Here is a 26,238-nt window from a genome sequence, read left to right on the forward strand (position 1 = left end):
TTAAAATAAATCCACATCCCCACCAACGGGCTGTTTTTGTAAATCTGACTGATACACCTTTTCTCTTTCTAAAATAGCCTGTTCCATTGCACGTAATTTTTTAATCCGTACCAACCCTGTTAAGGGATAAAACATAATTTTTCGTGGATAAATATCGCCCAAATCTTCTGCTACTAATTTTAAGCCTTCTAATTTAATATAATTTCTCACAAAATCAATGTTTTGTTGTCCAATATTCGCCATATTTTTCATAATTTGTCCCCCCCCAAATAACTTAACTTCTAAATATTGTCGTTTACCACCATATTTAAGAATCTCATTTACCACATGCTCCATTGCATAATTACCATAACGCATCGCCGCACTCACATGTGTTGTATCCCAAGGAGAGACATCCATTTGCTGCACAGGGAGCATAAAATGATTCATTCCTCCAATTTTATTAACGGCATCACGAACACATGCAGACACACAAGACCCTACCACTGTCGTGATAATTTCATCATGACGAGTAACATAAGATTCTCCAGGTAATATCTTGGCAATGTGCGCATTTGTGTGATAATCCCAATAGCGTTTTATATGCTCATAACCTGGTAATGTGCGTGATGGTTCTGGTGGCATTATTTAATTTAAAAAGGTCACATGCAAAATGACAACGATGAAATGGAAAATGGCTGGTAATCAAACATATTTAACCAAAAAATATTATTGTTTCAGCATGTCCTAATATACATTGTTCTTTGTAATAAACGAAAACGTTGGCTTAACTGAAATAAATTCTCAGAGTGTCCGATAAATAAATATCGATCTGCACCCAAAACATCCGCAAAACGACTAAATAACACCTTCTGTGTTTCTTTATTAAAATAAATCACCACATTTCGACAAAAAATCAAATCGAAAGGACCATGTATAGGCCAGCTATCCATCAAGTTAAGTTGTTTAAAAAGAATCATCTCTTTCAATTCAGGCACAACAATCACCCGCCCCGCATAACTACCAACCCCTTTTTTAAACCAACGACGCAATCGCTCGGGTGATAAACCGTTTAAACGATCTTCCTCATAAATACCCTTATCAGCCTTCTGCAACACATTAGAATCTAAATCGGTCGCCAGAATTTTGACATCCCATCCTTGTGGCATGGTTTCTTTAACAACCATCGCAATTGAATACGCTTCTTCACCACTAGCACAACCTGCTGACCAGATACGAATACGACGTGTTGCCAAATTTTTTATGCGCAAATCGGGTAAGACATTTTTTGCCAAATACTCAAAATGATATGGCTCGCGAAAAAAAGCAGTTAAATTAGTTGTCACTGCATTGACAAAATGAATCAACTCCTCCGTATTTCCCGCACGCAATAAATTGTAATAACTCGTAAAACTATCAATTTTTAACACCCGCAAGCGACGAGACAGGCGACTATAAAGCATTTCCTGCTTATGATCGGACAAACTAATCCCTGTTTCTTCATTTACCAATTCGCGCAACAAGTCAAAATCTTGCCGAGTAAAACGGAACTCTCGTTCCATCACCCTCTTCTCCCGTTTTTCATAGCTTAGGTAAATTCAATTGTGCAGATAAATCTAACAACATTGCTGCCTCACAGATAACGGAAGAAGGTGATTGCCAGCCTATAGTGACGGTTGCTTGCGAGATAAACGCCAGTAATAATTGCAAAGTTGCCGTATCAATGCGCTCTACCTCAGCACCATATAATTGCACTCTCCGCCCAACGTTCTGCTGAAGTTGTTTATGTAAATCAATAATATTCGTTAGTGTTGAGCTTTGACTTAAAGGAATTGTTACCCACTGCCGACTGTTGTCTGTCAATGAGGGGAGGGTGGGCAGGGTAGTATCTATATTAGGGACAGCATTCATACTGAGTGGTAGGCATTTGAGTTTAATAGTGAATGGAAATAAATTTTATTCTAAGTCCAACAACCAGAAATCGCTAGTCAAAAACAACACAATGTAAAATAAAAACACGACATGACACGGCTTTTTTTCAATCAAATAGCTGAATAAACATGACTGACACAAAAATCATGGTGTACTACATACCTATTGTAATACACCATGCGAGTTTAAAATTTATTTTACATCAGGGTCATACATCTCATGCTTAATCTTATGCCGATTAGCAATCAACGTATCGATGTCAGGCTCATCTTTTAACGCCCGCGCAATTGCAAGCTTAGTTGCCTCATAATTGGTGCGATACAAATCTTTCTCATCAGGATTTTTGACACACGCAGGATCAATCCAAACCATAATAATCATACAAAGATTATTCACTTGATCACGCGGGATAACGCCCTCAATCACACAATCTAAAATCGCATCAGCCGTTGCCGCTTGTACAACGCCACCGTACAGATTCACATAATCCATACTTTTCATCGTTACTTTAGGCACTATTAACGCCGCAGGACGAATTTGCTGATTACACGCCCGAATCACAAACATCCGCGTATGACCTTCCGTCTGCCCCATCAAATTCGCAAACGCATAACCAACAGGACCATTTACATCCCCAATAATAATTTCTGGCATTGCGTCTGTCCCCTGCTCATTAGACGCAAAAACGGTGGCTTCCCCTGTTTTAAATATAATTTTTTCAGACATTTACAATAAATCCCCTTTGGTTTTAAAAAATAACGTACAAAAACAACTTATTCACCTTTTGCAATCGGACGTTGACTATCCGTAATCCATTCGCTCCAAGAACCTGCATACAACTTTGAACCCTGCAAACCAGCCGCCTCCATTGCCAATAAATTATGACACGCTGTCACCCCAGAACCACAAGAATGAATAATATGATCAGGTTTAATATTTGGATGACCATTCAAATGCGCAAACCGCTGATGCAACAAATCCGCAGATAAAAAATTCCCCTCAACATCCAAATTACCCGAAAACGGCAAATTAATCGCACTTGGAATATGACCCGCAACAGGGTCTAACGGCTCTTGCTCCCCGCGAAACCGTTCAGGCGCGCGCGCATCAATTAACAACCACGCTTTTGTTTTTAAATGCTCTTCTAATACATGCGTTGTTACCCATAAACTATCATCAGGCTGCGCAATAAATTCTTTTACTGTAGGATGGCTTGGTGTATGACTCACAGGCAACCCCTCTTTTTGCCAACGCGGAAACCCACCGTTTAACACCGCGACAGAAGAATGACCTAACCAACGCAATAACCACCACATCCGAACAGCAATACTCCCCGCACTATCATCATAAATAATTACCTGCGTATTTTTATCCACCCCCCACAAACTCAACTTATGCGCCAACGTATGCGGTGTAGGTAAAGGATGCCGTCCTGTATCTGACGATTTTGCCGAAGCAAGGTCTTTATCCAAATCGGCATAACGCGCATGAGGAATATGTGCAGACAAATACTGTTGATGTCCTAACTCAGGCTGGGTCATGGCAAAACGACAATCGAAAATAACCCAATTCGGGTCATCTAAATGCGCAATTAACTGCGCAGGCGTAATTAAAGTTTGATACATGACATTCCTCGACCGTTTAGGCAAGTGACTCGATAGAAATAGGGAATAGAAAATATAACCCTGCCATTTTCTAACACATGCTACAGGCATTCAATGGATTTCGGCGAAGAATCAGGGAAAATAAGAAAAGGGCAAATAAATCCGATACGCTATACCCCATAGATACCTATATGATGATATATTAAAATAATGTCATGATTTACGACGTAAGATATTGTAATTTAATTAAAAAACAAAATAAAACACCTGAATTACTCCTGCTCATTGATATATTAGGAAGAATCAATATTCACCTGAATTTTTACATCACCAATAAACAAATCGTTACGAAAAGCATCACTAATGGGCAAATTAGCAGCAGGCAATGTATCTACTCCCCCGCCATTCTTTCCAATTCTTCCATCGTCAACTCGCCATCATCTAGTGCGGTTTCAGCTTGAAATTTATCAGATATTGTTATGGTTTTTACCATAATTAAAGTTATTGTTGGAAAATATAGGTAACGTTAAGTCTTTAAAAAAAGACAACACATAAGCCATAAAATTATGATGAATAATAACACCATTATTATAAATCAATATCATGCAATCGTACCCATTCAGCAAATAAAGGGACGCGCATTTTCCAGTGTTTATCATTATCTTGCACGATATACGCATGACGCTTTAAACGGCGTAACGCCTCGCGATGACTGGGCGGTTCTTGGTTAATAAGTTGGCGCACGGTTTCGCGACAGGTTTCTTGCTCACAAAATTGCGTCCAAAAGACTGATTGAGGCATTACACCAGAATCTAAGGCAATTTCTACCGCCTTATCTAAATCTGTTTGTGTCATTTGGCGACGATTATCACGATTTGCATAATCAACTAAATTTTGACAAATGAGCTGTAATAAATGCGGATGTCCTTGCGTTAAATCATAAATTTTTTGCACTACTTCGGCAGGATATTGTAAGTTTTTAACTGGTTCAGTAAGTAAGCGTTTACTGTCTGTTTCACTTAAATAATCTACTGTTAGCGTTTGCGCTTGGACAAAATAATCGCTCCAGCGTGGATTCTCTAACTCATCTAAATAAGCCGAACCAATCAATAAAAAAACAATACGGTTTTGTCGTTGTAAAAAACTCCGTATAGCGGCTAATAATCGCCCGCCAGTATCTGGGGATTTGCGAAAAATATCAGTATGCAACATTTCATATTCATCCAGCGCGAAAATGATTTTTTTCGCTTGGTGTTCGCTTTCACGAAATAAATGGGTTTCTAACGTTGCCCAATCGTCTAACCAGTCGCCTGTTGGTTGCCACGCTTTCGCCGTTGTCAGGTGCATTTTTTCATTAAACTGCTGATATAAATTAGCAAGCCAACTTTCTACAGTTGTAAATCTTGCGTAATCACCAAAAACCGACTGCCCAGTAAATCGGGCAAAAAGTTTAATAAACTGGTTTTTCCGACGCGCCGTTGTCCCCGAATCAGAAAAAAGGGCAATTCTTGTGCAGTGAGTAATTTAGTTGTAATCGTATCGCGTAAATCTTCGCGCCCGAAGAAAACTGTCTGATTTTTATGTGGAGAGAGAGGATTACCCGCTAAATAAACATTAGGCGTAATCGGCTCAAGCTGGCGCATTTGCTCGGCTAATTCTTGCTGTTTATCTTTAGTCGCCGTGAGCCATTGTTTTATTACAGGAATATAATAGTGATTCCAGTGCGGAGATTCGCGCAAAGTCAGTTCATAAAACTGCTGAAGTTGTTGCGCAAATTGCTTAAAAAATAAGTTTTTTTGTGATGTAGCGTAGATTTTAGCAATTGAGGAGAAAAAAGATTATTATTTATTCGTATAAATCTTTTTTAACCAATTGACTAAATATTTATATGAATCAGCATCTTTATCTATAAGAGGGGATTTTTGGTCTAGAACACAATCAACGTGGTATTTAGGTAAATCTTGCCATGCTAACCATGTAGCAACTTCAATTTTTGTTGTATGAATATCCTTAAATTTTTTAAAATGATGTTGTTCTAAATCAGCTACAGTTTTTTCTACGTGACAAAACAATGCTTGTTCGTCTTTAACGATACATGACTTAATCCAATCTTCGAACATCCCATCTTTTTTATTGTCTGGCATAATCCATACACCAAAGTCGGATAATCCATCAGAATGTTTAAAACTAAGTCCATTTAAATAGCTTGTATTGTCTCGTAATTCGAAGCCAAAAGGACTCATAATTTCTTTAATTTGTTCAAGTGTTTTTGTTGCACCAAGTCCATGATGTTCAACATAATCAGCATCTACAACTATAGCTAAATGGTGAATACTCCCATCATTAAGTTGATGTAATAATGTAGGTAAGTGCTTTAGTACGCCTTGTTTAGTGTTATAGCGACCCCCTAAATCTCGAGGCGGAGCAACTGTCACCTTGAGAGATAGATTAAGGGTTTCACACAAGCGACTAAAAAAGCCTTTATCAGTATCACCTTCAACTAGCAACAAATTCTCTTGATACATCAACGAACCTCAACATCTGATTGAGTGATGCTATAAAGTTGTTCCTCGTTAAAAACAGTCGCAATAATTTGACCATGATTACTTTGTCGAACACTTTTACCAACACGAAAGAGAACCCCTTCTATATCTTTCTGTTCTCTCGCTACTTTTGAAAAACTCTCAATACAATCCCAACTATGTGTTGTCGCAAAAATTTGTATATTTAATTTTTCTGATAACGTAAACAAAAGTGTCCAGATTTTTTCTTGAACACTATAATGAAGCCCATTCTCAAACTCATCTATTAATAAAAATCCGCCTTTAGCAGGGAAAGTTTTTAAAACCAACTGAAATACTCTTAACATGCCATCTCCTAAGCTATTAAGAGAAACTGGGCGTGACAAACCTGACATTTTAACTTTAGGTAAACGTTTAGAAATTTTACGCCCTGTAACTGATCTAAATTCATCATCATTGACGAAAGTAATATTTTGAAAATCAGGTTCGATAATTTGCATTGCCTTGATAACAATATCCTCTTCTTCTTGGCGAAATACAATTTTATCCCACTCATCAGCAAGTTCGTCGATTGACAGAAATTGTGTCGGAATAGTGCTACAAGGAATACTGTAATTGTCACGGGACATTAGCCTATTATAACGATTACGGTTATCAAGACTGATGATGGTTGTCTTCTCCTCCTTTGTGACGAGCAAAGCAGGTCTGATAGGTTCATTTTCTATTTTTTCAAATTCAGATGGAGACACTACACGACGTTCCACTTTGGTGACTGATCCTGCTAGACTCTCGGTAATCGTAGTTTCTTCTTCCACAACAAATATATGTTGAATTTGTAATAACTGGGAAGAATTAGCATTAATCTCTCCAATTTCTATTTTTGTAGTATCGTCTTTTGGAAATTGTCTGCCTGTAAAAAAATCTTCAAATGGAAATATTGTATTAGCATTAATGCTATCTTCTTCTATTCTAAACTTCTCATCATGGCTAGCAGCAATTTCTTGTAGTAATAGTGAATTAGCATTGCCAGCAAATATTTGTAATGCTTCGAGAACCGTACTTTTTCCAGAGTTATTTTTACCCACAATTAAATTAACGTGTCCAAGTTTATCAACTTGGAAATTTTGAAGTAGTCTAAAATTCTTTATTTTTAAAGAATGTAACATAAAAATTACCTGCACAAAAAATTATAGTTTCATGGCTCTGTTTTGAGTTCTGAAATGTAGAAATTAAGCTCATTATACTAGGAAAAATACTACTCAACTATTATTACAAATCTTCATAAAAATTATGCTGATTATCCAATGACTAAAAACCGAATACAACAAAAAAACCGATAAAATACAAGAAGCCCCACTTATTTGATAATGCTTTATTTCCTGTCACAATACCGAAAACATAAGCCAGAATAGGCTTTACTCTTCAATAAACAATCAAAAAACGAGGAACTATAACTATGTCAGTTTTCCGTGCCTATGATGTGCGTGGTATTGTCGGTGACGATTTAACCATTGAATTAGTAGAAAAAATTGGTAAAGCCATCGGCACAGAAGCCGCGCAAAAAGGCATCAAACAAGTCGTGATTGCCCGCGATGGGCGTTTATCAGGCGAACAACTGCAAAACGCACTCGCACAAGGGATTATCAGCACGGGGCGCGATGTGATTAACGTCGGACGTGTTCCGACACCTGTTTTATATTTCACCACGTATCATTTACAAACAGGCACAGGTGTTATGGTCACAGGTAGCCATAATCCACCTGAATACAATGGTTTAAAAATCATGTTGGACGGAGAAACTTTGTCAGGCGGGAGTATTCAAAGCTTACGTGAACGGGTTGAAAATGGCGATTTTATTCAGCAAGCACAAGGCTCAATTTCTCAGTTTGCAATTGAAGATATTTATATTCAACGTATTGTTAATGACGTGACGTTAAAGCGACCGTTTAAAGTTGTCGTTGACAGTGGGAACGGGGTTGCGGGTGAAATCGCGCCAAAATTATTACGCGCTTTAGGTTGTGAAGTGATTGAATTATTCTGTGAAATTGATGGTAATTTTCCGAATCATCATCCTGACCCGAGCTTACCCGAAAATTTACAGGATTTAATCAAGGCAGTGAAAACCCATCAAGCGGATATTGGGTTAGCATTTGATGGCGATGCAGACCGCTTAGGTGTGGTAGATGTCAACGGGCAAATTGTGTTCCCCGACCGTCAAATGATGCTGTATGCTATGGATGTTTTAAAACGTAATCAAGGGGCTAAAATTATTTATGATGTGAAATGTAGCCGTCATTTAAGCCGTGTGATTCGGGAACATGGGGGCGAACCTGTGATGTGGAAAACAGGACATTCTTTAATTAAATCTAAGTTAAAAGAAACGGGTTCACCACTCGCGGGAGAAATGAGCGGACATATTTTCTTTAAAGAGCGTTGGTATGGTTTTGATGATGCGATTTATACCGCAGCGCGTTTATTGGAGATTTTGGCAAGCGACCCACGCACACCGACAGAAGTTTTAAGCGCGTTACCTAATGCGGTAAGTACACCAGAGCTAAAATTAGAGTTGGCGCATTATGGCGAACATTTCCAATTGATGGAAAAAGTGAGTAGCACTTTCCAGTTTGAAGGTGCAGAAGTATCGACCATAGATGGCGTGCGTGCGGATTTTAAAGATGGTTGGGGTTTAGTCCGCTCTTCAAATACAACGCCTTGTTTAGTTATTCGTTTTGAGGCGGATACACAGGAAGCTTTGGAGAAAATTCAGGCAGATTTTCGTCGACAATTTATGGCGATTGATAGCGGGTTAAAATTGCCGTTTTAAAAATTGCCTGCGTTACATTTTTAATGGCTAAAGTGACTAGATAACTAAAGGAAACATCATGATACCTTTATACAATACTGATGAGCGTTATGGTAGTGTAGCGATGTTTTTTCACTGGGCGATTGCGTTGTTATTTCTGATTTTAGTGGTTTTAGGCTTAACCATGACGGATATGGAAGATAGCAACGAAAAATGGCAGTTGTACAGTTTGCATAAGTCTTTTGGGCTGACATTGGCTTTATTAGTAATTTTGCGGATTTTTTGGCGGTTTACCAATCCTGTCCCTTTATTGCCTGAGACTTTAAAAGCGTATGAAAAATTTTTAGCCCATGCGGTGCATATTGGTTTATACGGCATTATGTTGATTATGCCAATTTCGGGCATTATTGATTCCTATGCGGGCGGTTATAAAGTGGATTTTTTTGGTCTTAGTTTATTGCCTAAATCCCCAAAGCGTAGCGAGTTAGGCGAATCCATTGCGTTAATGGTACATGTGTACGGTTCTTATGTGTTTTATGGCTTATTTTTTCTACATATTGCAGGGGTTATTAAGCATCATTTCATTTTAAAAGATAATACTTTAAGAAGGATGTTGCCTATTGCTTTAAGGTTAAAGATTAAATAAATTTATCACTAAATTACCTATTTGAAATAAAAAGGTAGGTAATCTGGCTATGAAAGCAAGATTTATTGATGGCTGAGCTATATTTTCTTGAATATTTCATGCCTGACTTGATAAAAACAGATTAACAAAGCGAGTTATTAATTTTATGAAAGATTTTTATACAGATGCTCATGTAAAGATAGCGAGTGTTCAAAAGAACTTAAGTTGTTCTGAACAGGCAAAATTTACTCAGGAAATGAGTACTAAAGGGCACAGATATTTTTGTATTTTCGACACATTAACTGCGTTAAAAGAGTTAAATGCTGTGGAATTAGGATTTGGTTATGTCAGTTTTGCAATGGCTTTGTCTTCTTTATTTAAGGAATATACCGCCGTTGATGTTGCTGCCAGCACTATCATGCAAGGATTTCCTACTGTTGACTTAACTTATAAAGATGCTGATCTTAATGAAGACTTTCCGTTTTCAGATAATCAGTTTGATGTTGTTATTGGTATGATGATACTTGAACATCTGTTTGATCCCTTTCATTCTTTTAAGGAGATAGCACGGATTTGTAAACCAAACGGTTACCTTTTCATAAACTTACCTAACATTACTTCGATGCGTTGCCGATTAGATTTGCTTATGGGAAAAATGCCTTTTACAGGGGATAAATACTGGTTTGAACGACGCATGTGGGATAGTGCGCATTTGCATTACTTTGATATAAAACATGTCAAAATGGTTGCAGAACTATCAGGATTAACATTAGTGAATATTTATCCAGTTGGTCGGTTTTATGGGTTGAAAAAGTATTTTCCTAATCTCCTATGTCATGAAATTAGCTACGTTTTTACTAAAAAAGAACATTTAAGGAAATTATGATGCAGAAATCATTACAAAGTGCGTTGATATTAGCAGGTTTATGTGTAGGTGCCGCAGCTTATGCTGCGGAAGGCACAAGTATCACGATGAATTTAATCTCTGAAACAGGGATTGGTGAGGATGTCGGGACGATTACCGCGACTGACAGCGAATATGGTTTATTACTCACGCCGAATTTAAAGAATTTAACCGCTGGCGTACATGGTTTTCATGTGCATGAAAAACCTGATTGTAATGCAGGTGAGAAGGAAGGGAAACCCGTGGCAGGTTTGGGCGCGGGCGGACATTTTGACCCTGAGAAAACAGGTAAACACATGGGACCTTATGATAAAACAGGGCATTTAGGTGATTTACCTTCTTTGATTGTTGGTAAAGACGGAACAGCAACAACGCCTTTATTGGCTCCGCGTTTAAAAGTGGCTGATTTAAAAGGTCGTTCTTTGATGGTGCATGTGGGTGGGGATAATTTTTCGGATAATCCCGCCGCATTGGGTGGTGGTGGTGCGCGAATGGCGTGTGGTGTGATTAAATAAGTTGATATTTGGTTCTTAGATTGACAATCTTTGATAGATTGTCAATCTTGACGCGGGTTTAATTGGCTAATTCGAAATCAATTTTTCTGTCGCCTAAGTCAACACGCATGACTTTTACTTTTAAGCGGTCAGAGAGACGATATATTGTGCCTGTCCGTTCGCCACGCAGGCATTGCCCAGCGGGGTCATAATGATAATAATCATTACGTAATGCGGTTACATGAACCAATCCTTCTACATAAACACCTTCTAGTTCAACGAATAAGCCAAACGATGTAACGGCTGTTACTAGACCTTCATAGTTGTCGCCGACTTTGTTACGCATATATTCGCATTTTAGCCAACTGACAACATCGCGGGTAGCTTCATCAGCACGCCGTTCTGTCATTGAGCAAACTTCGCCTAATCGTTCTAATTCACCTTGATTATAGAAGAATTTTTTCGGGTCTTGTTTTTTAATGAGGTGTTTTAACGCACGGTGGACTAGTAAATCAGGATAACGGCGAATTGGCGAGGTAAAATGGGTATAACCCGTATAAGCTAAGCCAAAATGCCCTTTATTTTCAGGGCTATAAACCGCCATGCGTAAACTACGGAGTAAAACCGTTTGAATGAGACGCACGTCAGGACGGTCTTTTATTTTCTCCATGAGTTTGGCGTAATCTAATGCAGTCGGAATTTCTTTTCCGCCTAAACGTAACCCTAAACCGCCTAAAAAGCTGTGTAAATCCTTGAGTTTGTCAGGGGTAGGACCTTCATGATTACGATACAACGCGGGCATTTCGTGTTTTTCTAGCCATTCTGCTGTTGCAACGTTAGCTGCGAGCATCATTTCTTCAATTAAACGATGTGCATCATTGCGGGTAATTGCCACAATCTTTTCAATTTTTTTGTTGTCATCGAATAGAATTTTGGTTTCTACGGTTTCAAATTCAATCGCGCCACGTTTTTGCCGTCGGGTTAGCAATAATTGATAGAGTTTATGTAAGTGTTGAATATGCGGCAATAATTCTGGATAACGAAATTGTGTATTTTCTCCTGCCAGTACGTTGCCCACTTCAGTATAGGTTAAACGGGCTTGAGAACGCATAACCCCTTCAAAAAAACGAATACGGCGTGTGCGACCATATACATCGATAAACAGTTCGCAAACCATACATAGGCGGTCAACATGCGGTTTTAGCGAGCATAAGCCGTTGGATAAAATTTCAGGCAACATGGGAACAACACGATTGGGAAAGTAAACGGAATTTCCCCGTGCTTGTGCTTCCATATCTAATGCGGTGTTGGGTTTAACGTAGCTGGCAACATCGGCAATAGCAACTAATAATCGCCAGCCTTTGCCACGTGGTTCACAATAAACAGCATCATCAAAGTCTTTCGCGTCTTCCCCATCAATGGTTACTAAGGGAATATCACGTAAATCTTCGCGGTCTTTGATAGCACTGGCGGGAATTTTTTCTTTTAAGTGCTTAATTTCAGATAAAACGTCGTCGCTCCATTCATACGGTAGGCTGTAAGAGCGGATAGCAATATCGGTTTCCATCCCAGGGGCTTCGTTTTTACCGATGATATCGACAATTTGCCCAATAGGTGGGTGGTGTTTGCTGGGTTGTTCGATGATTTTAACGACGACGATTTGTCCTTCTTCGGCATTATTTTCATCAGCAGGGGGGATTAAGATGTCGTGAGTAATCCGACGATTCTTTGAGGTGACAAACGCAAGTCCCTTTTGACGGAAGAAATGCCCGACAATTTCTTGGGTATTCCGTTCTAAAACTTCGACGAGTATTCCCTCGCGCTTACCGCGATGGTTAAGACCGCCAATGCTTACCATTGCTCTATCACCATGAAAGAGGGTACGCATTTGCTTAGGCGGTAAAAATAGGTCTTCTCCGCCTGTGTCAGGAATTAAAAAGCCTGCGCCATCCGCATTTGCTGATACGCGCCCACAGATTAAATCCATTTTTTTTGCGAGTCCATAACCTTCACGACGATTACGGATGATTTGTCCATCCCGTTCCATCGCACGTAACCGACGGCTTAAGGCATCTAACTTGACTTCATCGTTATTTAATTTCAGCCGTTCAGCAATTGCTTGAAAGTTGAGTGGTTGCCCTGCTTCCGCAAGGTGTGCCATGATAAATTCACGGCTGGCGATGGGGTCTTGATATTTCTGTTGTTCGCGTTCTGCGTAGGGGTCTGCCTTGGGTATATCAGCAGTACGACGGGGATTTTTCTTTTTACGACGTTGCATTGACAAAACTTTTCTCTCTTTGTATTATGTTCGCTTCATTCTTGCACCTGCCGAGGTGGCGGAATTGGTAGACGCGCTGGTTTCAGGTATCAGTGGTGGCAACACCGTGAAGGTTCAAGTCCTTTTCTCGGCACCATCTAATTGATGTTTTCGCTTTTTTTCCCTTCTTAATAGTAACGCATTCTCTCACGTTTTCTTCAATTCTCACACTGAATTATAAATGTTCTTTAGAAGAAAATAGGAAGTACCATTAGTACCTCCTAGTTTTGTTTCTATTGTTGTGTATTAGTTTGCGTGGTTGCTTTTGCGGGTATGTATTTACGCCCATCTTCTAATAGCACGTCGTAATCGCTTGCTAATAGTTCCTGAACTTTTTGCATCCGTAAGCGGAAATTCTGCACTATCACGCTGTTGTCTAAATCAGGATTAATGATTTCAGGGACAATAATCAGGACTAATTCAGTCCGCTCTCCGGAATCACTACGGGATGAAAATAAGGTTTCGCCGACTAAAGGAATCTTACTGATACCAGGAATTTCTTGCCGTTCATTCGAACCTTTATTTTGAATTAAACCGCCTAACACAATAGGCGTTCTATCTCGTACTGCAACCACTGTTTCTAATTTACGTTGACTGAAGGATTGTGCGTTTTGTACAGTACTACTTTCTGGACCAAGTTGGGTTAATTCTTGGGATAGTTTTAAATTAACAATGCCATCTTCACTGATGCGAGGCGTTACCTTTAAGGTAATCCCAGTATCACGATATTGTATGGATTGGATATCACTTTGTCCTGAAACGGTAGCGCGGGTCACGTCACCTAAGTAGGGTTCATTGCTACCGACATTAAATGTAGCATCTTCATTATCCCGAATTAAAATTGAAGGGCGAGATAAGATACTAACCGCGTTAGTTGATGCGAGAAGGTTGAGCACGGCGAAAATATCGCCTGATAACAAGTTAACGCTAAAACCAGCGAGTGAGCCGATAGCGGTGTTACTACTTAAATCTGCACCTGGTAAATTGCCTGCTGGCAACTTGGCATTATATCCATAAGAACTATCATGTTTTCCAAATAATCCACGCCAGTCTATTCCAAATTGGGTTGCTTCATTTAGGGTTACTTCAGCAATGACCACATTCACCATCACTTCTTTAGCGACACGGTCTAATTGGGCAATTGTGGTTAAGAGCTGTTTATAATCGCGGGGTGTTGCTCGCACAATTAAACTGTTGGTTTTTTCATCCGCCACTAAATTCACTTTTAATTTTGCGGAAACAGCCAAGACACTGCCTGTGGGTGCAGTGGATTTAGGTTCTGGTGTTGGTGTAGCAGGTTGCCCCGGTTGTGCTGGAATTGCAGCAACAGGAGGCAGTTCATCTGTACGTTTGGTGGTTTTGTCTTTATCTTTGGCATCATCGGTTTTAAAGACTTCTGCCAATGTTGCTGCCAGTTCTTTGGCTTCTAAATTTTTGACACGATAGATAAAGACCTGTTCAGCACTGTCTTCGCTCCGTTCATCTAAAACTTCAATCCAAGAGGCAACTTCAGTAAATGAGCCTTGTGGTGGTGCAATCACTAATACTGAATTAATTCTTTCTAAACCAATAACTTGATAGGCAGGTGCATTACCAGAAATGGCCTGTAGAATCTTTTCTAACTCGGCTTGTACTTCGGTTGACTTTGAATTTGAGAGTCTGAATAAGCGCATACCACGATGTTGAAAGGGGTCGGCATCAACGACTGTCAGTAACCGATTAATCCGTTCTAAACGGTCGGGAGAAGCAATAATTCCTATGACGTTCAAACTGGGTAAACTAATAATTCGCCCTTGTGGTTGGATTAATGGCGTAAGAACGGCTAACGCAGCGTCTGCATTGATATAGCGTAAGGGGGTGATTTGCATAGCTTCGGAAGCATCGCTTCCTATTAATCCTGAAGAAACGCCTACATTCGCGGGTAATCCTGTTCCTACGCCTGTTTTCTTCAGATGATACACACCCCCTTTTTTCTCCATGCTAATGCCTGTATCTGTCAATAACAGTTGCATCAATGGCCATAAATCTGCTTTACGTAAGGGTTTTTCTTTAGGTGTACGAATCGTTACTTTATCGCCGATAGTTGGGTCAATGACCATACTTACGCCTAATTCATCTGCAATGATTTCTATGACTTGACGTAATTCAACCTGTTCAAAGTTCAATTCAAACGTATCTGCACCTTTGCTAGAAGCAGGTGTTGCAGGACTTTTGCTAGATAAAGTCTGCACATTGGGAAATTGTCCAACATGATTAATTTCTTTCAGCGCGACAGGTGTTGCTTGCGGTAATTCTGCAATAACTGGCGTTTCGCCATACGTGGGCAATTGTGTTGTGGCTAATTCCATTGCACCCATAGGATTACGCTCGGGCGGTGTGCTACATGACACGACCAAACTGGCACAACAAAGGATAAGACTGGTTTTTTTCATCAAAATGGCAAACATGAAGAGATAACTTATAAAGTTGTATAAAGTGATTAATTATCGACTTAGTGAAGTAATACTGAAAATCGCGGATAACATAATAATAACAATCGTTCCCACGATAACACCTAACACTAAAATCAAAATGGGTTCAACGGCGGCGACTAAACGCGCTGTTTGTTGTTTCACATTCGTATCAAAGGTTTCTGCCAAACGGTCTAAAATCAGTCCTGTCCGTCCAGATTCTTCCCCAACAATAACCAACTGCGCTAATAACACAGGAAATTTACCTTCATTTACAAGGGCTTTACCCAAACTTACCCCACTACGCACGGCTTCTTCAACCCGTTTCAAACTATCGGATAAAACCTCATTCGTCATAACCCCACGCACAATATTTAGGGCTTTTAGCAGTGGAATACCCGCGCCCAATAATGCACCCAAGGTGCGCGAAAAACGGGAAGACTCCGCTTGTAACAATAAACTCCCTAAAATTGGAATTTGTAAAATAAATTGGTCACGTTGCAAGCGTTTTTCGGGCGTGGTATCCATCTGTCGCCAGCCTATCCACGCCAAAATTGGTAAAAAGGGTAATGACCACCAATAGGTTTTTAACCATTCACTGGTAGATAATAAAAAAGCGGCAGAATCAGGGGTTTTTGTCCCCATGTTTTTAAATAAATCGGCAAATTGTGGAATAACAAAAATCATTAATAAGATAACACTGAGGACACCCGTAATCAGCAAAATAACAGGGTAAATCATGGCAGAAATAACTGTTCGTTTAGCATCATCTGCGGCGGCGAGAAATCCTGCTACTTTCGGCAATAATTGCTCTAAAATTCCACCTTCTTCACCCGCATGTACCATGTTGATGTACATTTTTGAAAAAACATCAGGATGGGCTTGCAACGCATCTGCAAGACTTTTTCCTTCTTTGACATCACGGTGTAAATCAGCAATAAGTTGTTGTACAAAGGGTTTTTCATTTAGACCTTCTAATAAAACTAAGGCTTTATCCAAAGGCACACGGGCTTCTACTAATGTGCAGAGTCCATTAGTAAAATCGATTAAATCGCGGTTAGAAATTTTCCGCTGTCCGAAAAAACTCCCGCCTTCACTGCCTAGCTCAATTTTTAAAGCGACAAGTTGCCGATTTTGCAAGGTCATGACGACTTCTTGCTCATTTTCCGCATTAAGTTTTCCTGTGTGAATATTTCCTTCATTATCACAGGCTTGGTAGGTGTAGGCGTGCATTATCTCGTCTAATTAAATAAAAAGGATTTTATCAGGGGATGAAGTCGGTTTAATTCGTCACTATTATGTTTTAACAATTCATGTTCCCACAATTTATAAGCATTATCATGACATTCTTGTGCGAGTGCTTGACTAATTACAGTAAAGGTCAAAGCAAGCTTTAAATCTTAAGGTATATACTTTCCTATAATATGGCTTTTTGTTATTATTTTTATTAAAATCAATGAGTAAAATAATAATTTTCTGGAAACTGACCTAATTGAGTCGCATAATGTGTTTTAAAGGATTTCACAACACTTATTGAAGTGTCTTTATATTAGGCATCAGTTAGTTAAGATAATTATTAATACGGGTATAACTAGCAGGATAAAGACTTAATAAATCCAAAAACCATTCGGCAAAATTTGTTTACATAAAGTCGTTGGAACATCATTTTTCCTATTTTCTAAATTGCCCGTGTTACGCGCACGATTTCCTCAGGCGTAGTAATCCCTTGGTATAGTTTTTCTAACGCGTCTTGGCGTAAGAGTCTTAAACCTTCTCGTTGTGCTTGTTCACGAATTTTATTCGCATCACCACCACTGGTAATGACAGCGCGCACACTGTCGGAAATAATCAGCAATTCGTATAAGCCTAAACGTCCACGATAGCCTGTATTTGCGCAGCGTTCACAACCGCGACCGCGTTTAATAGTGGGGTGGTCTGCACGGCTAATGCCTAATAATTCCGCCTCGTCTTCAGTTAATTCATGGTCTTCAGCACAATGTAGGCAAATTTTACGCACTAAGCGTTGTGCCATAATTGCCATGACGCTGGAGCTGATTAAATAAGTATCCACGCCCATATCTTGCAACCGCGTGATTGCGCCCGCCGCATCGTTGGTGTGTAGCGTAGAGAAAACTAAGTGACCTGTTAGTGCGGATTCAATCGCAATTTCTGCGGTTTCATGGTCGCGGATTTCCCCTACCATGATAATGTCAGGGTCTTGTCGCACGATAGAACGTAAACCCGCCGCGAACGTTAAACCGATTTTCGCGTTGACGTGAATCTGGGTAATACCTTCTAGTTGATATTCGACAGGGTCTTCAATCGTAATGATTTTTTGTGAACCCGTGTTGATTTTTTCTAGTGTGCCGTACAGGGTTGTGGTTTTTCCGCTTCCTGTTGGACCTGTGACTAAAATCATGCCGTGCGGTTGTTGGATAACATGGGCAAAGGGTTTTAAAATGTCCGCAGGCATCCCCAGCTTATCCAAACTCACGGAAATATCACTGCGGTCTAAAAGCCGTAATACGATAGATTCACCATGCACACCCGGTAAGGTAGAAACCCGCATATCTAGGGTTCTATCACCCATTTGGTATTGAATACGTCCATCTTGGGGCAAGCGTTTTTCCCCAATGTCTAGCCGCGCCATGAGCTTAACCCGTGAGGATACGGCAGCTTGAACATTTGCGGGTAGGCGTTCAATGTTGACCATTACGCCATCTACACGACAGCGCACCATTAAATATTTTTCTTCGGGTTCGAAGTGAATATCACTGGCGTTTAAATCTAATGCACGCTCCATTAAATGATTGACCATGCGAATCACAGGTGCGTCAGAGGCTAAATCTTTTAAGTATTCATTATCTAATTGGTCAGCCCGCCCACCATCGTTTGCACCGTCTAGTTCAGGCGATAATTTCGCGCGCCAGTGTTTGATTAATCGAGCAACTTGGTCAGTCGCGCCTCGTTCAAAACGAATGTATTGTCCTAATAAAAAACGGATTTTTGCGCGGTCTTCAATATCAGGTGGCGTGCTGAAGAGCAAACAAGGTTGTTCGGGGAAATTCTCGACAGGTGCAATGCCTTTTTTTGCAAGTAATTGGGTAAAAATGGGAAGGCTTAAAGCGGTTGTCGTCATATCAATTTCTCATTTTGGGGCAAGTTCAGCATCAGTTAGCGGAATACGGCTAAACCCTGTTACTTTCACAGTACCACTCAATAGGTTATTCCCCCGCCCGATTCGAGCTTCAACAAACACTATGGCTAGGTATTCATGTGCTGTTTCAACTGCTTGAATAAAATTAAAAAGTGTTTGTGAGTCGGACTCAAACTGTACGCCTTGTGTGACTAATACCCATTCACCTGTGCGTGAAAATTCAGGTAAATCTAAGGCTCTAACGGTTAAACTACTCCGTTGGGCAATTTCGCGTAATACGCCTTGCATACGGGCGGCAACTAATTCACGGTTATTGCCTTGCAGTAATGACGTATTAAATTTATCGCGTTCTTGAATCGCCTTAACATGTTGTTCTTGCCAGTATTGTGTACCAACATCTAGCCGTTGATAGCGGTCGATTTCCGTTTGTAAGGCTTCCATCCGCACTTTACGGGCTTGATACATCGCATAGAGTTTAGGGGCTATTTCAAAGGGGATAGCGTAACCTAACAACATGGCAAGAAAGAGGGTTAATAAACGTTTTTCTTGACGAGTCAAGGGAGAGTCCTAAAAAGATAAAAAATGATAACTAATTGTGATTATGCGGATTTTAATTTTTCCGCTATTTTCGCGCCTAAATTCAACTTGTCCAAGAGTTCACTCATTTTGTAAAATGACTCCCGTTTGTCTTTCTGCAAGAATTCTATCTCGGATGGTGTTAGCATCCTTCTTTGAATTGATAATGTATTTTGCTTCTGATTCTGTGAGACAATCAAATTCATAACCGAATTCATTACACCACCATTCTTCGAGTTCATGATATTTTTCCCTTAATAAGGTCAGGGTTTCATCTGTGATAGCCAAAGTAGATGAATAGCTTTTTCCTGTCAATGTTGTTGCCAACAATGTTTTAATCCCAAATTGAGCAATGTAACCACACAAATTTGCGAGTGTTCCCCCTTGTGTTAAGGCATCATCTAAAATAACAGCACTTTTAATATCTGAATTGCTGGGGATACCTGCAAAAGGGGGCGGAAACGCTAATCTAGCGAATCCATTTGAGCCCGTTCTATTAACCTTTGCTGCTTGAACAATATTAAGTTCAACGGATGAGTCAAATTGTGTCGCAAGAATTATCGCATAAGCCAACGGAATGCGATTAATACTAATAGCTTCTTCTGCATGAACAGGAACAAATAACGGTTTTCTATCTTGTATTATCGTTGCTATCTTTGTAATGGTTGTTTGACAAACCAAATCACTGACAAGGATTAATGCGGCACCAAGATTACCTTGTTTCACCTCTACATAACATCGATGTTTAGCCGCTTCACCTGATGCGGAATTTAAAATGACAGGGGGAAAATCTATTTGCCACGGATAGCGTTTGTAGCGTGTTACACAATTATTCATACTGTTCCGCTTTCAGTATAGCTTTTAATGAACACGCTAAAAATTACGCTAATTTAATAAGCTAATAGGTTTTAAGACCTATTAACCTAATCCATACTAAATCGCCCGAATCTTCTCTGCCTGCGTTTCTAATTCCTGCACCGCACTTTGCATTTCTGCAACCCGTTGGCGTTCTTTTGCCACAATGTCAGCAGGAGCGCGTTCAATAAACTGAGGATTTTCTAGTTTAGCGGTTAATTTGTCCAAATCTTTAGCGATTTTTTCAACTTCCTTCGCTAAGCGTTTTAATTCTGCCTCTTTATCAATTAAGCCTGCTAAGGGAATTAAAATCCGCATGTCACCGACTAATGCCATTGCTGATTCTGGCGCGTTATCTGTGTTGGTTAACCATGTAATTTTTTCTAAACGAGCAAGACTGCTGATTAAACCTTGATGCGCGTTTAAACGCTGTTGGTCGCTTTCTGTCCCATTTTGCAATAGAACAGGTAATAATTTACTCGGTGCAATGTCCATTTCAGCACGAATCCGACGCACGCCAAGAATAAATTGTTTAACCCATTCAATATCTTGCTCTGCTTGATTATCCACTTTGTCCATTTGTGCCTGTGGATAAGGCTGCAACATAATGGTGTTGCCTGTTTTGCCTGCGAGTGGGGCGATTTTTTGCCACAATTCTTCCGTCACAAACGGGATAAATGGATGCAGTAAACGCAGTAAGGTTTCTAATACACGCACTAATGTGCGTCGTGTCCCACGTTGGGCGGTTTCGCTAGCTTCACCACTTTGCAACACTGCTTTAGAAAATTCTAAGTACCAATCGCAATATTCATTCCACGTAAAGTCGTAAACTGCATTTGCCGCTAAATCAAAACGGTAGCCTGTAAAATGTTGTTGCATCTCTGTTTCTAAGGCTTGCAAACGGGAAATAATCCAACGGTCTGCTAATGATAATTCTACAGGGGCATCACTCAAACCCGTATCTTTACCATCGGTATTCATCCACACGTAACGGGTCGCATTCCATAATTTATTACAAAAATTGCGATAACCTTCAATTCGCCCCATGTCAAAACGAATATCACGCCCTGTTGAAGCTAACGCCGCAAAGGTAAAGCGTAAAGCATCTGTCCCAAAAGCAGAAATGCCATTAGCGTATTCTTGGCGAGTACGTTTTTCAATTTTGGGGGCCATTTCTGGCTGCATTAAACCTGTCGTGCGTTTTTGTACTAAGGTTTCTAAGTCTATGCCATTAATTAAATCTAAAGGGTCTAATACATTGCCTTTAGATTTGGACATTTTTTGTCCTTCAGAATCACGAATTAAGCCATGAATATAAATTTCACGAAAGGGTACTTCTCCATCCATAAACTTCATACCCATCATAATCATCCGTGCAACCCAGAAGAAAATAATGTCAAAACCTGTGACTAAAACGCTAGTCGGGTAAAATGTGGCTAACCGCTCAGTTTTTTCTGGAAATCCTAGCGTACTAAATGGCCAAAGTGCGGAGGAAAACCAAGTATCTAAAACGTCTTCATCTTGGGTTAAAATAGTTTCTGTGGAAAGATTATGCTTTATTCGTATATCTGCCTCAGAACGACCAACATATACTTTGCCATCTGCGTCATACCATGCAGGAATACGATGTCCCCACCAAATTTGTCGACTAATGCACCAATCTTCAATTTTATGCATCCAATCGTAGTAGGTTTTATTCCAATTTTCGGGAATAAATTTAATGCGTCCATCTTCTACGGCTTTAATGGCAGGCTCTGCTAATGGTGCAGCTTTTACATACCATTGGTCAGTTAAAAAAGGTTCTAACACTGCGCCACTACGGTCACCACGTGGAATCGGTAATTTATGCGCTTTAACTTCCACCAATAAATCTAATTTTTCAAAGTCAGCAACGACTTGCTTACGAGCAACAAAACGGTCTAGCCCTTGATAGGCTTTCGGCGCGTTTTCGTTAATTTTGGCATCAATCGTTAAAATGTTAATCATGGGGAGTTGATGCCGTTGTCCGATACGATAGTCATTAAAATCATGAGCAGGTGTGATTTTAACGCAACCCGAACCAAAACTAGGGTCAACATACTCATCAGCAATAATAGGAATTTTACGGTCTGTGAGCGGTAAAGCAATCATTTTACCGATTAAATGTTTGTAACGTTCATCTTCTGGATGCACGGCAACCGCTGTATCGCCGAGCATGGTTTCAGGGCGAGTCGTTGCAACCACAAGGCTACCGCTACCATCCGCGAAGGGGTAACGTAAATGCCATAAAAAGCCGTTTTCTTCTTCGGCATTGACTTCTAAATCGGATAAGGCCGTGTGAAAAACAGGATCCCAATTAACTAAGCGTTTTCCACGATAAATTAAGTTTTCTTCATAGAGACGAATAAAGACTTCTTTCACCGCATCAGATAAGCCGTCATCCATGGTAAAACGTTCTGTTTTCCAGTCAACGGACGCGCCCATAGCGCGTAATTGACGGGTAATTGTCCCGCCTGATTGTTCTTTCCATTCCCATATTTTTTCAACAAACGCTTCGCGCCCCAAATCATGCCGACTTTTGCCTTGTTGGGCTAGTTGGCGTTCTACCACCATTTGCGTGGCAATCCCTGCGTGGTCGGTGCCGACTTGCCAAAGGGTATTGTGTCCTTGCATCCGATGATAGCGGGTTAAGATGTCCATTAATGTATCTTGGAAGGCATGCCCCATGTGGAGCGTTCCTGTAACATTGGGGGGCGGAATCATGATGCAATAAGGCTTACCTTGTCCGCTAGGAGCAAAATAGCCTAATTCTTCCCACTGTTGATACCAATGTTTTTCAATATCTTGAGGCGCGTAGGTCTTTTCCATATTTTTTATATTTCTATTAAATAGGGCTGCAAAGGGCAAATTCTATCATTATACGTGAACTTGTCGAAAAGTATCTTGTTTTGCTTTTATGAAGGCATTTTGATGCAATGTTTTTAATTGCGTAAGATTTTAATTTGATTTGGCGTTAAAAACAAAAAACCTAGCAGATAGTAGATACTTGCTAGGTTTTTTAACGCTTAAAAAAGAAGATAGATATTTTATATGGCTACAACCGTTCTACAATCGCCGCAATCCCTTGTCCGCCACCAATACACATGGAGATTAAGCCGTAACGTCCGCCTGTGCGTTGGAGTTCGTATAAAGCTTTTACCGTGACAATACAACCTGTTGCACCAATAGGATGCCCTAAAGAAATACCGCTACCGTTAGGGTTGGTCTTGTCCATGTTTAAATCTAAATCACGGCAAACTGCAAGTGCTTGAGCTGCAAAGGCTTCATTGAGTTCAATGACATCCATTTGGTCTATGGTTAGACCTGCTTTTGCTAATGCTTTTTGAATCGCGGGGACAGGACCTATGCCCATATATTTGGGTTCTACGCCTGAATCTGCATAGGCAACCAAACGCGCCATGGGTTTTAACCCTTGTTTGGCAGCCGTTTCTTGTTCCATGAGGACAACGGCGGCAGCCGCATCATTAATACCTGATGCATTGCCCGCAGTTACTGAGCCTGTTTTGTTAAAAACGGTTTTGAGTTTTGCGAGTCCTTCAAGGGTAATATCCCCTCGAATGTGTTCATCTTTGTCAAAAATAGTTGTGCCTTTCCGAGAGGCTATCTCAATTGGCAGAATTTGGTCTTTAAAATAACCTTTTTCAGTTGCAGCGGCAGCACGCTGATGACTCATGACGGCTAATTTATCTTGGTCTTCACGAGAAATTTTCCATTTTTCTGCAATGTTTTCCGCCGTTACGCCCATGTGGCAGTCGTCAAATGGGTCAGTTAATGCGCCAACCATGGCATCGACAATTTGCCCGTCATTCATGCGTTGTCCCCAGCGTAAACCGGGAACCCAGTATTGTCCACGACTCATGCTTTCTGCACCACCTGCGACAGCCGCATCAATATTACCAGTTGCAATATTTTGTGCTGCACAAACAATGGCTTGTAACCCGCTGCCACATAGGCGATTCAGGGTAAACGCTGGGGTTTCAACAGGTAAGCCCCCTTCAATCGTCGCCACCCGTGAGATGTACATATCGCGGCGGTCGGTATGAATAACGTTACCGAAAACGACTTGTCCAACTTGTTTAGGGTCTATGCTGGCGCGTTTTACGGCTTCGCGTAATACGTTAGTTGCAAGCGTTGTTGTGGGAATGTCTTTTAATGTTCCACCGTAATCCCCAATTGCTGTTCTCACACCACTCAAAAAAACGACTTCACGTGTATTGGCCATTCTTTAAGTCCTCCAATGTATATTGCTTTTGTTATATTGCTGGGGTTGAAATGCGGATAGTGATTTTTTATGGAATTTTTAATAGCATCACTCAGTATTGTGGGAAAGCAGTTATTTACAACCCCTTCCCACAATTAATTTTTTAACGCTTATCTATGGGAATAAGGTTGCGGTTTGCCGCACCGACATAAAGTTGACGAGGACGACCAATCTTCATGCTGGGTTCTTCTAACATTTCTTTCCATTGGGAAATCCAGCCAACAGTCCGTGCTACAGCAAACATGACGGTGAACATGTTGGTGGGAATTCCTAAAGCACTCAGAATAATTCCTGAGTAGAAGTCGACGTTAGGATAGAGTTTGCGTTGAATGAAGTATTCATCTTCTAAGGCAATACGTTCTAATTCCAACGCGATTTCAAAGGCTGGGGTTTTGGCCGTATCCAGTTCTTTGAGTAAGTCGTGGCAAATACCACGAATGATTTTGGCGCGTGGGTCGTGATTTTTATACACACGATGTCCAAAGCCCATGAGACGGGTTGAAGAGTCTTTATCTTTTACTTTGGCTAAGAAATCGGGGATATTTTTCACATCTTTGATTTCATCCAACATTTTAATCACGGCTTCATTAGCACCACCGTGTGCAGGTCCCCATAATGTGGCAATGCCTGCGGCGATACATGCGAACGGATTGGCCTGTGAACTACCCGCTAAACGCACAGTGGATGTGCTGGCGTTTTGTTCGTGGTCAGCGTGTAGAATCAGCATGGTTTCTAAGGCTTTAACTGCCGTTGGACTGATTTTGTATTCATCAGAGGGCATGGAGAACATCATTTGTAAGAAGTTCTCGGTGTATCCTAAATCGTTACGCGGGTAGGCGTAAGGGAAGCCCATGGTATATTTGTAGCTGTTTGCTGCAATAGTAGGCAATTTGGCAATCAGACGCATCGCACATAAATTGCGATGTGTAGGATTATAAATATCCATAGAATCATGATAGTACGCTGACATTGCGCCAACAACACCCAGTAACATTGCCATTGGGTGTGCATCGCGACGAAAACCATCAAACACATTGCGTAAGCCTTCATGCAACATGGTGTGATTTTTAATATCAGTGTTGAACTGATCTAATTCGCCTTTTTTGGGTAATTCTCCGTATAAAAGTAAATAGCAGACTTCTAAATAACTGCTATTCTCAGCCAATTGTTCAATAGGGTAGCCACGATGTAGCAAAATACCTTGATCACCGTCGATGAAAGTGATGGCACTTTCACAACTAGCAGTCGTCATAAACGCAGGGTCAAAAGTAAACAAGCCCAATTCTTTGGGCAGTGCTTGACAATCAACTACAGGCTGTCCATGTGTTCCATTTTTAATAGCACACTCAAAAGATTTTCCTGTTCTATTATCGGTAATAGTGACGGTTTCTTTGCTCATGTTTTCCCCTTTAGGCTGGTCTTCCTAGAGCTAACAACAAACTAACAAGTGAATGAAAGCAGCTTTTGTTAAACCTAGCAGGGGCTTAACAAAGACTACCGAAAGACGCTATAAAACAGCTAGACATAAAAACAGCTAAACATATTAGTGAAGGTTAATTATATCAATAAGCCACTTTTATATGTGACATTTTAACCTGTATGATACAACGCAACAATATTTAACTGTAATGAATAGCAGGCTGTGCAGTATAGCTGTTCAGAAATAGTAAAGGAAAGCGTGAATTTGTTAAGATCACATCAGTCAAATTGCCGAGTTATC

The 26,238-nt window shown here is 40.3% G+C and carries 22 protein-coding genes and 1 tRNA gene; 5 read left to right on the forward strand and 18 right to left on the reverse strand.

Features of this window, described 5'->3' with window-relative positions; genetic code table 11:
• The 9 genes from cheD to AL038_RS13720 form a co-directional block, all read right to left on the reverse strand.
• Positions 1–624: a chemoreceptor glutamine deamidase CheD gene (gene cheD, locus AL038_RS13680; RefSeq protein ID WP_062153698.1), complete on the reverse strand. Its 624-nt coding sequence runs from the start codon at positions 622–624 to the stop codon at positions 1–3.
• 92 nt (positions 625–716) lie between these two features.
• Entirely contained in the window at positions 717–1,541 is an 825-nt protein-coding gene (locus AL038_RS13685) for a CheR family methyltransferase (RefSeq protein ID WP_062153700.1), read from the reverse strand.
• A 19-nt stretch (positions 1,542–1,560) separates the two neighbouring features.
• The gene (locus tag AL038_RS13690) at positions 1,561–1,890 is read right to left on the reverse strand and encodes a hypothetical protein (protein ID WP_062153702.1); all 330 of its coding nucleotides are present in this window, start codon (positions 1,888–1,890) and stop codon (positions 1,561–1,563) included.
• 213 nt (positions 1,891–2,103) lie between these two features.
• The gene (gene fae, locus AL038_RS13695) at positions 2,104–2,637 is read right to left on the reverse strand and encodes a formaldehyde-activating enzyme (RefSeq protein WP_062153704.1); all 534 of its coding nucleotides are present in this window, start codon (positions 2,635–2,637) and stop codon (positions 2,104–2,106) included.
• A 47-nt stretch (positions 2,638–2,684) separates the two neighbouring features.
• Positions 2,685–3,536, reverse strand: coding sequence for a sulfurtransferase (locus AL038_RS13700; RefSeq protein ID WP_062153706.1), 852 nt, complete (start codon positions 3,534–3,536; stop codon positions 2,685–2,687).
• A gap of 567 nt (positions 3,537–4,103) precedes the next feature.
• On the reverse strand, positions 4,104–4,862 hold the full coding sequence (locus AL038_RS13705) for an ATP-binding protein (protein ID WP_062153708.1): 759 nt from the start codon (positions 4,860–4,862) through the stop codon (positions 4,104–4,106).
• A gap of 41 nt (positions 4,863–4,903) precedes the next feature.
• A complete protein-coding gene (locus AL038_RS13710; protein ID WP_062153710.1) occupies positions 4,904–5,254 on the reverse strand; it encodes an ATP-binding protein in 351 nt (116 codons plus the stop codon).
• A 102-nt stretch (positions 5,255–5,356) separates the two neighbouring features.
• Positions 5,357–6,040, reverse strand: coding sequence for a DUF3226 domain-containing protein (locus tag AL038_RS13715; RefSeq protein WP_062153713.1), 684 nt, complete (start codon positions 6,038–6,040; stop codon positions 5,357–5,359).
• Complete coding sequence (locus AL038_RS13720) at positions 6,040–7,203, reverse strand: AAA family ATPase (RefSeq protein ID WP_062153714.1); 1,164 nt, start codon at positions 7,201–7,203, stop codon at positions 6,040–6,042. The genes AL038_RS13715 and AL038_RS13720 overlap by 1 nt, the downstream gene beginning before the upstream one ends.
• Before the next feature lie 290 nt (positions 7,204–7,493).
• Between AL038_RS13720 and AL038_RS13725 the strand changes: the two genes are divergently transcribed.
• The 4 genes from AL038_RS13725 (at position 7,494) to sodC (ending at position 10,884) form a co-directional block, all read left to right on the forward strand.
• On the forward strand, positions 7,494–8,861 hold the full coding sequence (locus tag AL038_RS13725) for a phosphomannomutase/phosphoglucomutase (protein ID WP_062153716.1): 1,368 nt from the start codon (positions 7,494–7,496) through the stop codon (positions 8,859–8,861).
• A gap of 58 nt (positions 8,862–8,919) precedes the next feature.
• A complete protein-coding gene (locus tag AL038_RS13730) occupies positions 8,920–9,486 on the forward strand; it encodes a cytochrome b (RefSeq protein ID WP_062153718.1) in 567 nt (188 codons plus the stop codon).
• A gap of 145 nt (positions 9,487–9,631) precedes the next feature.
• The gene (locus AL038_RS13735) at positions 9,632–10,351 is read left to right on the forward strand and encodes a class I SAM-dependent methyltransferase (protein WP_062153720.1); all 720 of its coding nucleotides are present in this window, start codon (positions 9,632–9,634) and stop codon (positions 10,349–10,351) included.
• Positions 10,348–10,884: a superoxide dismutase [Cu-Zn] SodC gene (sodC, locus tag AL038_RS13740; RefSeq protein WP_272898025.1), complete on the forward strand. Its 537-nt coding sequence runs from the start codon at positions 10,348–10,350 to the stop codon at positions 10,882–10,884. Before AL038_RS13735 ends, sodC begins: the two co-directional genes overlap by 4 nt.
• A gap of 58 nt (positions 10,885–10,942) precedes the next feature.
• On the opposite strand, the gene rnr is transcribed toward sodC, so the two are convergent.
• Positions 10,943–13,141, reverse strand: a complete 2,199-nt coding sequence (gene rnr / locus AL038_RS13745; protein WP_062153724.1) for a ribonuclease R — start codon at positions 13,139–13,141, stop codon at positions 10,943–10,945.
• 49 nt (positions 13,142–13,190) lie between these two features.
• Between rnr and AL038_RS13750 the strand changes: the two genes are divergently transcribed.
• Positions 13,191–13,277: transfer RNA gene (locus tag AL038_RS13750), tRNA-Leu, on the forward strand.
• A 136-nt stretch (positions 13,278–13,413) separates the two neighbouring features.
• On the opposite strand, the gene gspD is transcribed toward AL038_RS13750, so the two are convergent.
• The 8 genes from gspD to AL038_RS13790 all read right to left on the reverse strand — a co-directional run bounded on the left by gspD (position 13,414) and on the right by AL038_RS13790 (position 25,917).
• Positions 13,414–15,627, reverse strand: coding sequence for a type II secretion system secretin GspD (gene gspD / locus AL038_RS13755; protein ID WP_062153726.1), 2,214 nt, complete (start codon positions 15,625–15,627; stop codon positions 13,414–13,416).
• Between the two features lie 36 nt (positions 15,628–15,663).
• Entirely contained in the window at positions 15,664–16,863 is a 1,200-nt protein-coding gene (locus tag AL038_RS13760) for a type II secretion system F family protein (RefSeq protein ID WP_062153727.1), read from the reverse strand.
• A gap of 445 nt (positions 16,864–17,308) precedes the next feature.
• A complete protein-coding gene (locus AL038_RS13765; protein WP_062153729.1) occupies positions 17,309–18,769 on the reverse strand; it encodes a GspE/PulE family protein in 1,461 nt (486 codons plus the stop codon).
• Positions 18,770–18,778: 9 nt separating this feature from the next.
• Positions 18,779–19,345, reverse strand: coding sequence for a hypothetical protein (locus tag AL038_RS13770; RefSeq protein ID WP_062153731.1), 567 nt, complete (start codon positions 19,343–19,345; stop codon positions 18,779–18,781).
• Positions 19,346–19,444: 99 nt separating this feature from the next.
• Complete coding sequence (locus tag AL038_RS13775; protein ID WP_066246145.1) at positions 19,445–20,200, reverse strand: hypothetical protein; 756 nt, start codon at positions 20,198–20,200, stop codon at positions 19,445–19,447.
• Between the two features lie 96 nt (positions 20,201–20,296).
• On the reverse strand, positions 20,297–23,065 hold the full coding sequence (locus tag AL038_RS13780) for a valine--tRNA ligase (protein ID WP_062153733.1): 2,769 nt from the start codon (positions 23,063–23,065) through the stop codon (positions 20,297–20,299).
• Positions 23,066–23,291: 226 nt separating this feature from the next.
• Positions 23,292–24,479: an acetyl-CoA C-acyltransferase family protein gene (locus tag AL038_RS13785; protein ID WP_062153735.1), complete on the reverse strand. Its 1,188-nt coding sequence runs from the start codon at positions 24,477–24,479 to the stop codon at positions 23,292–23,294.
• Between the two features lie 142 nt (positions 24,480–24,621).
• Complete coding sequence (locus AL038_RS13790; protein WP_062153737.1) at positions 24,622–25,917, reverse strand: citrate synthase; 1,296 nt, start codon at positions 25,915–25,917, stop codon at positions 24,622–24,624.
• Between the last annotated feature and the right edge of the window lie 321 nt (positions 25,918–26,238).

The sequence above is a fragment of the Beggiatoa leptomitoformis genome, from assembly GCF_001305575.3.
Classification (GTDB): Bacteria; Pseudomonadota; Gammaproteobacteria; order Beggiatoales; family Beggiatoaceae; genus Beggiatoa; species Beggiatoa leptomitoformis.

What these genes read in the sequence shown, in the direction of transcription:
- AL038_RS13775 (WP_066246145.1), bottom strand. Translation starts at nt 20,200, where the DNA reads ATGAATAATTGTGTAACACGCTACAAACGCTATCCGTGGCAAATAGAT.
- AL038_RS13720 (WP_062153714.1), bottom strand. Translation starts at nt 7,203, where the DNA reads ATGTTACATTCTTTAAAAATAAAGAATTTTAGACTACTTCAAAATTTC.
- cheD (WP_062153698.1), bottom strand. Translation starts at nt 624, where the DNA reads ATGCCACCAGAACCATCACGCACATTACCAGGTTATGAGCATATAAAA.
- AL038_RS13685 (WP_062153700.1), bottom strand. Translation starts at nt 1,541, where the DNA reads ATGGAACGAGAGTTCCGTTTTACTCGGCAAGATTTTGACTTGTTGCGC.
- AL038_RS13785 (WP_062153735.1), bottom strand. Translation starts at nt 24,479, where the DNA reads ATGGCCAATACACGTGAAGTCGTTTTTTTGAGTGGTGTGAGAACAGCA.
- AL038_RS13715 (WP_062153713.1), bottom strand. Translation starts at nt 6,040, where the DNA reads ATGTATCAAGAGAATTTGTTGCTAGTTGAAGGTGATACTGATAAAGGC.
- fae (WP_062153704.1), bottom strand. Translation starts at nt 2,637, where the DNA reads ATGTCTGAAAAAATTATATTTAAAACAGGGGAAGCCACCGTTTTTGCG.
- AL038_RS13725 (WP_062153716.1), top strand. Translation starts at nt 7,494, where the DNA reads ATGTCAGTTTTCCGTGCCTATGATGTGCGTGGTATTGTCGGTGACGAT.
- AL038_RS13765 (WP_062153729.1), bottom strand. Translation starts at nt 18,769, where the DNA reads ATGACGACAACCGCTTTAAGCCTTCCCATTTTTACCCAATTACTTGCA.
- AL038_RS13735 (WP_062153720.1), top strand. Translation starts at nt 9,632, where the DNA reads ATGAAAGATTTTTATACAGATGCTCATGTAAAGATAGCGAGTGTTCAA.
- AL038_RS13690 (WP_062153702.1), bottom strand. Translation starts at nt 1,890, where the DNA reads ATGAATGCTGTCCCTAATATAGATACTACCCTGCCCACCCTCCCCTCA.
- AL038_RS13705 (WP_062153708.1), bottom strand. Translation starts at nt 4,862, where the DNA reads ATGCACCTGACAACGGCGAAAGCGTGGCAACCAACAGGCGACTGGTTA.
- rnr (WP_062153724.1), bottom strand. Translation starts at nt 13,141, where the DNA reads ATGCAACGTCGTAAAAAGAAAAATCCCCGTCGTACTGCTGATATACCC.
- AL038_RS13730 (WP_062153718.1), top strand. Translation starts at nt 8,920, where the DNA reads ATGATACCTTTATACAATACTGATGAGCGTTATGGTAGTGTAGCGATG.
- AL038_RS13790 (WP_062153737.1), bottom strand. Translation starts at nt 25,917, where the DNA reads ATGAGCAAAGAAACCGTCACTATTACCGATAATAGAACAGGAAAATCT.
- AL038_RS13780 (WP_062153733.1), bottom strand. Translation starts at nt 23,065, where the DNA reads ATGGAAAAGACCTACGCGCCTCAAGATATTGAAAAACATTGGTATCAA.
- gspD (WP_062153726.1), bottom strand. Translation starts at nt 15,627, where the DNA reads ATGTTTGCCATTTTGATGAAAAAAACCAGTCTTATCCTTTGTTGTGCC.
- sodC (WP_272898025.1), top strand. Translation starts at nt 10,348, where the DNA reads ATGATGCAGAAATCATTACAAAGTGCGTTGATATTAGCAGGTTTATGT.
- AL038_RS13700 (WP_062153706.1), bottom strand. Translation starts at nt 3,536, where the DNA reads ATGTATCAAACTTTAATTACGCCTGCGCAGTTAATTGCGCATTTAGAT.
- AL038_RS13760 (WP_062153727.1), bottom strand. Translation starts at nt 16,863, where the DNA reads ATGCACGCCTACACCTACCAAGCCTGTGATAATGAAGGAAATATTCAC.